Genomic DNA, 6132 nt, shown 5'->3' on the forward strand with positions numbered 1-6132 from the left:
TCGAGACCAACGACGAGTGGGCCGTCGCGCGGCGATACATGAGCCTTGAAACGCTCGCCCGCGTCACCGACAATCCCAACGTCAGGCTGCCTGCCCTGGCTACCTGACAGACCCAGACCTCTCAGAAGGTCGACGCTCCTACACCACGCCGTGGGGCACTATCCCCCCGGACCGTCCCACGCCCAAAGGCAGGGCTTTTGCTGAGCACCCCCCGCGACATCATGCGTAGGCATCCCCGGCTGGTGGCCGGTATCCTTATGACATTTGCTATCACGATTTTCTTTGCCGCCCGCATGACGCTGTTCGCGATCTATTGGTCCGACCCCGCGCATCGGGATCAGGTCTTGCGCGGCTGGATGACGCCCGGATATGTCGCAAGGTCTTGGGACATCCCCCGCGGCGAGCTGCAACAGGCGCTTGGCGTCCTTGGCCATCCCGGCGCGCGCCAGACCTTGCAGCAGATCGCCGATGAAAACGGATTGCCGTTGGCCGAGCTGATCGCAAGGATCGAAGGGGCGATCGCGGCGCATCGTGCCGCCCAATGATCGAGGTTCTGCTGGCGCTGGTCCCGGTGGGTGGGCCTTGGATCGTCGGGACGGCGACGTTTCTCAGCTGCCTTGCGTTGCCCGTCCCTTCATCCTTGATCATGCTGACCGCGGGGGCCTTTGTTGCCTCCGGCGACCTGTCCGGACCGGTCACCGTCGCATTGGCGCTGGCCGGGGCGCTGACAGGCGATCAGCTTGGCTATGCGCTGGGGCGAGCGGGGTTTTCGGGAAAGACTGTCCCGACGATAAAGATGACGCAATTTCTGACGAAAGCGCAGATCCTGCTGGCGCGTCACGGTGTCTGGGCGGTCTTCCTCAGCCGCTGGCTGCTTAGCCCCTTGGGCCCCTACGTCAATCTGATCTGCGGGGCGACGCGGTCAAGCTGGTGGCGTTTTTCGCTTGCGGGCCTTGCCGGGGAAAGTCTTTGGGTGGGGCTGTATCTTGGCGCGGGCTATACCTTTGCCGGGCATGTCGAGGCGATTGCCGACATCGCTGGCAATCTCAGCGGCGCCTTGTCCGCGGGGGCGGTGACTCTGGGACTGGTGCTGGTGCTGCGCAGCGCGCTGCGGGCCACGGGCAGCCACCGGTAGGGGCTTGCCTCGTCATTCGTCCCCGCAATAGGCATCGTAAAGCGCGGCCATCAGTTGCTCCAGCCGGGGATCGTCGATCCGGTAATACACCGTCTGCGCCTCACGCCGGGTGGCCACCATTTCCGCCTCGCGCATCCGGGCCAGATGCTGGCTCAGCGCCGATTGGCTTAGACCCACGCGGTCCTGCAATGCGCCCACCGACATCTCGCCTTTGGCCAACTCGCACAGGATCAGCAGCCGCTTGGCATTTGCGAGCATGGACAGGCGCTCGGCGACATATTCGGCTCGCCCCTCCAGTGCCGCGATGGGTGTGTCCGAAACTTTTCCCATTACATTAGCCTTGACTGATTTAGTTATAACTAATATATACCCCATCGACCTGACAAAAGCAAGCCACCACCCAATTCACAGGAGTTTCGGCATGGGTCCAATCGTTGAGACTGATTTCACGCCCTGGGCCTCACTGGCAGGCGGTGCATTGATCGGACTTAGCGCCGTCATGGTGATGGCGCTTTTCGGCAAGATTGCGGGCATCGCCGGGATCACCAATGGCGCCCTTGGCGCGGTGTTGCCGATGGGGGTCGCGCCGCGCGATCGCGGCTGGCGGCTGGCTTTCATCCTTGGCCTGATCGCGGCGCCGCTGCTTTACCAGCTGTTCGGCGGCACGGTGGTCCAGACCGTCTCGGGCAATCTGCCCGGCATGGCGTTGGCCGGGCTGCTGGTCGGGGTGGGCACGGGCCTTGGTTCGGGCTGCACGTCGGGCCATGGCGTCTGCGGTCTGGCCCGGCTGTCGCCGCGCTCGCTGGCGGCGGTGCTGACCTTCATGGCGGCAGGCTTCCTGACCGTCTTTGTCATCCGCCATGTTCTGGGAGGGATCTGATGCGCAATCTTCTTGGTTTTCTGAGCGGGTTGATCTTTGGCTTGGGGCTGATCGTCTCGGGCATGGCCAATCCCGCCAAGGTGCTGAATTTTCTTGACCTTGCAGGGCATTGGGATCCGAGCCTCGGCTTTGTCATGGGCGGGGCGGTGGTCGTCACCTTTCTTGGCTATCGTCTGGCGTGGCAACAAGGCGCACCGATCCTTGCGCCCGACTTCGACGTCCCGACCAGCAGCCGGATCGATCGCCCGCTGATCCTGGGTGCGGCGCTGTTCGGTCTGGGCTGGGGAATCGGCGGCTTCTGCCCCGGTCCGGCCTGGACCGCTCTGCCTTTGCTTTCCCCCGGAATCCTGACCTTCCTGCCGATGATGCTGCTGGGTCTGTGGCTGGGCGCGGGTGGCCGGAACCTGCCTCTCCTGATCTCGAAAGGAGTCCGCAAATGAGCAAGTTGAATCAGCGGGTCGTGCGTCATTCGCCCTCGCGCGGGGCGGGAAGTCCCGATGTCTGGGGCATCTACGAGCCCGATACCGGCTCGATCCAATATATCTGTGCCGATCCCGAGACGAAGCAGGCCGCGCTGATCGACGTGGTCTGGAATTTCGATCCGAAGAATTACCGCTTCTCGACCGGAAGCATGGATCAGGTGCTGGATCTTGTGCGCGAGAACGGGCTGAGCGTGGCATGGGTGCTGGACACCCATCCCCATGCCGATCACGTCATGGCCTCGGCCCATCTCAGGGACCGCACCGGCGCCCCGAATGCGATCGGCGCGAAACTGCCCGAGATCGCGGGCATCTGGGGCAAGATCTACAACCTGCCCGATGCCTTCGATCCGGCGGCGGATTTCGACCGTCTTTTCGCTGAGGGCGAGAGTTTCCGCATCGGCAACCTTGAGGCCCGCGTCATGCTGTCGCCGGGCCATACGCTGGGGTCGATCACCTATGTTTGCGGCGATGCGGCCTTCGTGCATGACACGCTGATGCAGCCCGATGTCGGCACCTCGCGCTCGGATTTTCCCGGCGGCAGCACGGCGGACCTGTGGGAGTCGATCCAGGCGATCCTGGCCTTGCCCGGCGAGACGCGGCTGTTCGTCGGCCATGATTACGGCACGGCCAGCCGCCACGAGCCGCAATGGGAGGCCACGGTCGCCCAGCATCTGGCAGTGAACGCCCATGTCAAGGCCGGCACTCGGCGCGAGGACTGGATCAAGCGCCGTCAGGACCGCGATGCGACCCTGGCCCTGCCCGACCGCATTCTGGCGGCTTTGCAGATCAACCTGCGCGGCGGACGGCTGCCCAAGCCCGAAAACGACGGCCAGAGCTATCTGAAACTGCCGGTCAACCGCTTCTGACCGGTTCCTGAAAAGCCCCTGCGCCGGCTGGCGCAGCGGGCATGGGTTTGCCACAGCCCAAAACCTCGAAACGCAATGTCTCCGGGCGGGGCGACCCGCCGAAAGGCTGACCGATGCCGACGCGCTACCTTCCCTTTCTCGACTGGGCCCGCCGCTATGACCGCGCCACGCTGACCAGCGACCTTCTGGCTGCGGTAATCGTCACGATCATGCTGATCCCGCAATCTTTGGCCTATGCGATGCTGGCCGGACTGCCGCCGGTCGTGGGCCTATATGCCTCGATCCTGCCGCTGATCGCCTATGCGGTGTTCGGGACCAGCCGCACATTGGCCGTCGGCCCGGTCGCCGTCATCTCGCTTCTGACAGCCACGGCGGCCGGGGCGGTCGCGGCACCCGGCAGCCCCGAATATCTGGCCGCCACCGTCACGCTGGCGCTGCTTTCGGGGCTGATCCTGCTGGCGATGGGGATATTTCGCCTTGGCTTCGTGGCCAATCTTCTGTCCCATCCGGTGATTTCCGGCTTCATTACGGCCTCGGGCCTGCTGATCGCGACGGGCCAGATGGCCCATATCCTCGGGGTCAAGGCCCAGGGCGAGACCATGATCGAGCAGGCGGCCGCGCTGGTTCGCGTCTTGCCCGATGCGAACCTGCCAACGCTGGCGATCGGCGCGACGGCGACCGCATTCCTGTTCTGGGCGCGCAAGGGGCTGAAGCCCGCGCTGGTCCGGCTTGGCCTTGCGCCGGGTCTTGCGGCTTTGCTTGCCCGCACCGGCCCGGTCATCGCGGTGGCGCTCTCGATCCTTGCGGTTCGGCTGTTCGACCTGACATCGGCGGGGGTGCGCATCGTCGGCGAGGTGCCGCAGGGCCTGCCCCCGCTCGGCCTGCCGCCGATGAACCTTGCAGGCTGGGCAACCCTTGCCCCGGCCGCCTTCCTGATTGCGCTGATCGGTTTCGTCGAGTCAGTCTCGGTCGCGCAGACCCTGGCCGCCAAGCGCCGCCAGTCGATCCGCCCCGATCAGGAGCTGATCGGGCTTGGCGCGGCGAACCTCGTCGCGGCCTTCTCGGGCGGCTTCCCGGTCACCGGCGGCTTTGCCCGCTCGGTGGTGAATTTCGATGCCGGGGCCGAGACGCCCGCCGCGGGGGCCTTCACCGCCGCTGGCATCGCGCTGGCCTCGCTGTTCCTGACGCCGCTGCTGCATTTCCTGCCGATTGCGGTCTTGGCCGCGACGATCATCGTGGCGGTGCTCAGCCTGATCGATCTGGGCGCTATCCGTCGCATCTGGAAGTTCTCGCGCTTAGATTTCGCGGCTTTGGCCGGGACGGTCCTTGCGACGCTTGGCTGGGGTGTCGAGACCGGGATCATCACCGGGGTCATGCTCTCGGTCCTGCTGCATCTGTGGCAAAGCTCGCGCCCTCATGTCGCCGAGATCGGCCAGATCCCCGGCACCGAACATTTCCGCAATGTCCTGCGCCATGACGTGGTCTGCGCCCCCGAAATCCTCAGCCTGCGCATCGACGAAAGCCTGTTCTTCGGCAATGCCCGCGCCATCGAGGACATGGTGCAAAGCGCTGTCGCAGAGCGTCTTGAGGTCCGCCATGTCGTCCTGAACTGCGCCGCGGTGAACGGGATCGACGGCAGCGCCTTGGAAAGTCTCGAGCTGATCATGCATCGGCTGGCCGATGCCGGGATCGCGCTGCACCTGTCCGAGATCAAGGGCCCGATCATGGAGCGCCTTGCCCGCAGCGATTTCCTGACCCATCTCAGCGGCAGGGTCTTCCTGTCGCATCACGAGGCATTGGCAGAGCTCTCTCCTGAAACGACACTTGCCTGCGACACCGCCAAACACCGCCCCATCGACGCCGCCCGGGTTTTTCCCGCAAAATCCCGCCGCCCGGCCTGACGAAATTGTACCGCGCGACGATCATGCCAAGAAGGCTTTCACAATGGCGCAGGGTTTGCCTTGGGAGGGCGGTGATACTTTTGACGACTATTGCTGATGTAATCGCAGAAGTTGAACGATATGTCTGAACTTCGCTTTGTCTTTATTGACGCGAGCGATCGACCTAAACGGCACGGCGACAGTTGATTTCTGACGGATAGGAACACGGGTAACGTGCGGGGCCTTGCCTAAACACGTGGCGGACCTCATGAGCGACGAAACTTTCGGGATCATCTTTGGCATTGCGGCGATGCTGCTCGTGCTTTGGTTCTATCTTGTTGTGCCGGCCCAGATGGCCAGTCGTCGAAACCGAAGCCCGTTCCTGTGGGTGTTGATCAGCCTGTTTGGCTCCCCAATCCTCGCCATCCTCTTGCTTTTTGCGATGGGCGGGTGCCCACCTAATGGTCCCGGTCGCTGATTGGTACGACGTCGCCCTCTACCCTAATCAACGCCGCAAAGCCCCAACGCTGCATTTGAGCCCAACAGTAGCTTCGTCCGCATTTTTACTGCGGCTGAAAGTATCTCGCCGCACAATCTTTGTCCGACTGCTTCGGTCCGCATCGCCGCCGTCTCATCAAGGATTTCGCTGCGCGTTGTCTAAGTGGCTGCTTCGACGCAAGCGGCGGCGCAGCATTCGTCACGGCTGGGCGGCGGGTTAGGGCCGGGAGCGACGGCCGCCGCTGCCTGCCAGGCGCACGAACCGCTGCGTCACCGCATGACCGCTCCGAGCCCATGGACGAAGCCGCTCGCGCGGCAATGGCGCCTGTTGTGAAGGTTGCGCGCTGATCTGACCGTCGTGCATTTGGGAATGGACGATCCTGCCTGACGA

General features: G+C 64.1%; 8 protein-coding genes. 7 read left to right on the forward strand and 1 reads right to left on the reverse strand.

The genetic code is table 11. From position 1 onward, the window contains the following. Nucleotides 1-257: 257 nt before the first annotated feature. Both DFP89_RS19430 and DFP89_RS19435 read left to right on the forward strand, forming a co-directional pair. Nucleotides 258-545 carry a hypothetical protein gene (locus DFP89_RS19430; RefSeq protein WP_147273365.1) on the forward strand — a complete coding sequence of 96 codons (288 nt, stop codon included), beginning with the start codon at nucleotides 258-260 and terminating at the stop codon, nucleotides 543-545. Next, nucleotides 542-1135: a DedA family protein gene (locus DFP89_RS19435; protein ID WP_114350970.1), complete on the forward strand. Its 594-nt coding sequence runs from the start codon at nucleotides 542-544 to the stop codon at nucleotides 1133-1135. The genes DFP89_RS19430 and DFP89_RS19435 overlap by 4 nt, the downstream gene beginning before the upstream one ends. A 12-nt stretch (nucleotides 1136-1147) precedes the next feature. Here DFP89_RS19435 and DFP89_RS19440 read toward each other — a convergent pair whose 3' ends face one another. Continuing rightward, nucleotides 1148-1465, reverse strand: coding sequence for an ArsR/SmtB family transcription factor (locus DFP89_RS19440; RefSeq protein WP_114350971.1), 318 nt, complete (start codon nucleotides 1463-1465; stop codon nucleotides 1148-1150). A 91-nt stretch (nucleotides 1466-1556) separates the two neighbouring features. Between DFP89_RS19440 and DFP89_RS19445 the strand changes: the two genes are divergently transcribed. The 5 genes from DFP89_RS19445 to DFP89_RS19465 all read left to right on the forward strand — a co-directional run bounded on the left by DFP89_RS19445 (nucleotide 1557) and on the right by DFP89_RS19465 (nucleotide 5721). After that, on the forward strand, nucleotides 1557-2015 hold the full coding sequence (locus DFP89_RS19445; protein WP_114350972.1) for a YeeE/YedE family protein: 459 nt from the start codon (nucleotides 1557-1559) through the stop codon (nucleotides 2013-2015). Then, nucleotides 2015-2455 carry a DUF6691 family protein gene (locus DFP89_RS19450; protein ID WP_114350973.1) on the forward strand — a complete coding sequence of 147 codons (441 nt, stop codon included), beginning with the start codon at nucleotides 2015-2017 and terminating at the stop codon, nucleotides 2453-2455. The genes DFP89_RS19445 and DFP89_RS19450 overlap by 1 nt, the downstream gene beginning before the upstream one ends. Further along, complete coding sequence (locus DFP89_RS19455) at nucleotides 2452-3363, forward strand: MBL fold metallo-hydrolase (RefSeq protein ID WP_114350974.1); 912 nt, start codon at nucleotides 2452-2454, stop codon at nucleotides 3361-3363. The genes DFP89_RS19450 and DFP89_RS19455 overlap by 4 nt, the downstream gene beginning before the upstream one ends. Before the next feature lie 113 nt (nucleotides 3364-3476). Further along, nucleotides 3477-5264, forward strand: a complete 1788-nt coding sequence (locus DFP89_RS19460) for a SulP family inorganic anion transporter (protein WP_114350975.1) — start codon at nucleotides 3477-3479, stop codon at nucleotides 5262-5264. 247 nt (nucleotides 5265-5511) lie between these two features. Continuing rightward, entirely contained in the window at nucleotides 5512-5721 is a 210-nt protein-coding gene (locus DFP89_RS19465; protein WP_114350976.1) for a hypothetical protein, read from the forward strand. Nucleotides 5722-6132: the final 411 nt, after the last annotated feature.

It is taken from the genome of Paracoccus lutimaris (assembly GCF_003337565.1).
Lineage (GTDB): Bacteria > Pseudomonadota > Alphaproteobacteria > Rhodobacterales > Rhodobacteraceae > Paracoccus > Paracoccus lutimaris.

Excerpts from the sequence above, each read along its gene's own strand:
- DFP89_RS19430 (WP_147273365.1), top strand. The coding sequence starts at position 258 with ATGACATTTGCTATCACGATTTTCTTTGCCGCCCGCATGACGCTGTTC.
- DFP89_RS19435 (WP_114350970.1), top strand. The coding sequence starts at position 542 with ATGATCGAGGTTCTGCTGGCGCTGGTCCCGGTGGGTGGGCCTTGGATC.
- DFP89_RS19440 (WP_114350971.1), bottom strand. The coding sequence starts at position 1,465 with ATGGGAAAAGTTTCGGACACACCCATCGCGGCACTGGAGGGGCGAGCC.
- DFP89_RS19445 (WP_114350972.1), top strand. The coding sequence starts at position 1,557 with ATGGGTCCAATCGTTGAGACTGATTTCACGCCCTGGGCCTCACTGGCA.
- DFP89_RS19450 (WP_114350973.1), top strand. The coding sequence starts at position 2,015 with ATGCGCAATCTTCTTGGTTTTCTGAGCGGGTTGATCTTTGGCTTGGGG.
- DFP89_RS19455 (WP_114350974.1), top strand. The coding sequence starts at position 2,452 with ATGAGCAAGTTGAATCAGCGGGTCGTGCGTCATTCGCCCTCGCGCGGG.
- DFP89_RS19460 (WP_114350975.1), top strand. The coding sequence starts at position 3,477 with ATGCCGACGCGCTACCTTCCCTTTCTCGACTGGGCCCGCCGCTATGAC.
- DFP89_RS19465 (WP_114350976.1), top strand. The coding sequence starts at position 5,512 with ATGAGCGACGAAACTTTCGGGATCATCTTTGGCATTGCGGCGATGCTG.